The organism is Streptomyces sp. P17 (assembly GCF_032436805.1).
GTDB lineage: Bacteria > Actinomycetota > Actinomycetes > Streptomycetales > Streptomycetaceae > Streptomyces.
On record NZ_JAVRBF010000148.1, the window covers coordinates 1 to 3,295 of the forward strand.

Genomic DNA, 3,295 nt, shown 5'->3' on the forward strand with positions numbered 1-3,295 from the left:
CGGGCACGCTGTTGGGTGTCTGAGGGAACGGAATTTCCTCAGTCGCCGGCCCCAGTGAACTCACTGCTTGTCAGTGGGGTGATGGGTGGCTGGTCGTTGTTTGAGAACTGCACAGTGGACGCGAGCATCTGTGGCCAAGTTTTTAAGGGCGCACGGTGGATGCCTTGGCACCAGGAACCGATGAAGGACGTGGGAGGCCACGATAGTCCCCGGGGAGTCGTCAACCAGGCTTTGATCCGGGGGTTTCCGAATGGGGAAACCCGGCAGTCGTCATGGGCTGTCACCCATACCTGAACACATAGGGTATGTGGAGGGAACGCGGGGAAGTGAAACATCTCAGTACCCGCAGGAAGAGAAAACAACCGTGATTCCGGGAGTAGTGGCGAGCGAAACCGGATGAGGCCAAACCGTATGCGTGTGAGACCCGGCAGGGGTTGCGTATACGGGGTTGTGGGATCTCTCTTTCACAGTCTGCCGGCTGTGAGGCGAGTCAGAAACCGTTGATGTAGGCGAAGGGCATGCGAAAGGCCCGGCGTAGAGGGTAAGACCCCCGTAGTCGAAACATCAGCGGCTTGCTTGAGAGACACCCAAGTAGCACGGGGCCCGAGAAATCCCGTGTGAATCTGGCGGGACCACCCGCTAAGCCTAAATATTCCCTGGTGACCGATAGCGGATAGTACCGTGAGGGAATGGTGAAAAGTACCGCGGGAGCGGAGTGAAATAGTACCTGAAACCGTGTGCCTACAAGCCGTGGGAGCGTCGGATGGGAGCTTGCTTCCGTCTCGTGACTGCGTGCCTTTTGAAGAATGAGCCTGCGAGTTTGCGGTGTGTTGCGAGGTTAACCCGTGTGGGGAAGCCGTAGCGAAAGCGAGTCCGAACAGGGCGGTTCAGTAGCGCGCTCAAGACCCGAAGCGGAGTGATCTAGCCATGGGCAGGTTGAAGCGGAGGTAAGACTTCGTGGAGGACCGAACCCACCAGGGTTGAAAACCTGGGGGATGACCTGTGGTTAGGGGTGAAAGGCCAATCAAACTCCGTGATAGCTGGTTCTCCCCGAAATGCATTTAGGTGCAGCGTCGTGTGTTTCTTGCCGGAGGTAGAGCACTGGATAGGCGATGGGCCCTACCGGGTTACTGACCTTAGCCAAACTCCGAATGCCGGTAAGTGAGAGCGCGGCAGTGAGACTGTGGGGGATAAGCTCCATGGTCGAGAGGGAAACAGCCCAGAGCATCGACTAAGGCCCCTAAGCGTACGCTAAGTGGGAAAGGATGTGGAGTCGCACAGACAACCAGGAGGTTGGCTTAGAAGCAGCCACCCTTGAAAGAGTGCGTAATAGCTCACTGGTCTAGTGATTCCGCGCCGACAATGTAGCGGGGCTCAAGCGTACCGCCGAAGTCGTGTCATTGCAGCAATACGCCCAACGGCGGCTGTGATGGGTAGGGGAGCGTCGTGTGCCGGGTGAAGCCGCGCCGGAAGGCAGTGGTGGACGGTTCACGAGTGAGAATGCAGGCATGAGTAGCGATACACACGTGAGAAACGTGTGCGCCGATTGACTAAGGGTTCCTGGGTCAAGCTGATCTGCCCAGGGTAAGTCGGGACCTAAGGCGAGGCCGACAGGCGTAGTCGATGGATAACCGGTTGATATTCCGGTACCCGCTGTGAAGCGTCAGACATTGAACCAGGCGATGCTAAGTCCGTGAAGCCGCCCCGGAGCCTTCGGGCAAGGGGGAGTGGTGGAGCCGACGGACCAGACCTGTAGTAGGTGAGTGATGGGGTGACGCAGGAAGGTAGTCCATCCCGGGCGGTGGTTGTCCCGGGGTAAGGGTGTAGGCCGTGCGGTAGGTAAATCCGTCGCACATCAAGGCTGAGACCTGATGCCGAGCCGATTGTGGTGAAGTGGATGATCCTATGCTGTCGAGAAAAGCCTCTAGCGAGTTTCATGGCGGCCCGTACCCTAAACCGACTCAGGTGGTCAGGTAGAGAATACCGAGGCGTTCGGGTGAACTATGGTTAAGGAACTCGGCAAAATGCCCCCGTAACTTCGGGAGAAGGGGGGCCACGCCTGGTGAGAGGACTTGCTCCTTGAGCTGGGGGTGGCCGCAGAGACCAGCGAGAAGCGACTGTTTACTAAAAACACAGGTCCGTGCGAAGCCGTAAGGCGATGTATACGGACTGACGCCTGCCCGGTGCTGGAACGTTAAGGGGACCGGTTAGTCATGATTCGTCATGGCGAAGCTGAGAACTTAAGCGCCAGTAAACGGCGGTGGTAACTATAACCATCCTAAGGTAGCGAAATTCCTTGTCGGGTAAGTTCCGACCTGCACGAATGGCGTAACGACTTCTCGACTGTCTCAACCATAGGCCCGGTGAAATTGCACTACGAGTAAAGATGCTCGTTTCGCGCAGCAGGACGGAAAGACCCCGGGACCTTTACTACAGTTTGATATTGGTGTTCGGTTCGGCTTGTGTAGGATAGCTGGGAGACTGTGAACTCTGGACGCCAGTTCAGGGGGAGTCGTCGTTGAAATACCAGTCTGGTCGTGCTGGATGTCTAACCTGGGTCCGTGATCCGGATCAGGGACAGTGTCTGATGGGTAGTTTAACTGGGGCGGTTGCCTCCTAAAGAGTAACGGAGGCGCCCAAAGGTTCCCTCAGCCTGGTTGGCAATCAGGTGTTGAGTGTAAGTGCACAAGGGAGCTTGACTGTGAGACCGACGGGTCGAGCAGGGACGAAAGTCGGGACTAGTGATCCGGCGGTGGCTTGTGGAAGCGCCGTCGCTCAACGGATAAAAGGTACCCCGGGGATAACAGGCTGATCTTCCCCAAGAGTCCATATCGACGGGATGGTTTGGCACCTCGATGTCGGCTCGTCGCATCCTGGGGCTGGAGTCGGTCCCAAGGGTTGGGCTGTTCGCCCATTAAAGCGGTACGCGAGCTGGGTTTAGAACGTCGTGAGACAGTTCGGTCCCTATCCGCTGTGCGCGTAGGAGTCTTGAGAAGGGCTGTCCCTAGTACGAGAGGACCGGGACGGACGAACCTCTGGTGTGCCAGTTGTCCTGCCAAGGGCATGGCTGGTTGGCTACGTTCGGGAGGGATAACCGCTGAAAGCATCTAAGCGGGAAGCCTGCTTCGAGATGAGGACTCCCACCAACTTGATTGGTTAAGGCTCCCAGTAGACGACTGGGTTGATAGGCCGGATCTGGAAGCACCGCAAGGTGTGGAGGTGACCGGTACTAATAGGCCGAGGGCTTGTCCTCAGTTGCTCGCGTCCACTGTGTTAGTTCTGAGGCAACGACCGT

1 rRNA gene is annotated in these 3,295 nt (G+C 57.4%); it reads left to right on the top strand.

The annotated features are described in order from the left end of the window. Nucleotides 1-132 precede the first annotated feature (132 nt). Nucleotides 133-3,253, top strand: a 23S ribosomal RNA gene (locus RMT89_RS39850). Nucleotides 3,254-3,295 lie beyond the last annotated feature (42 nt).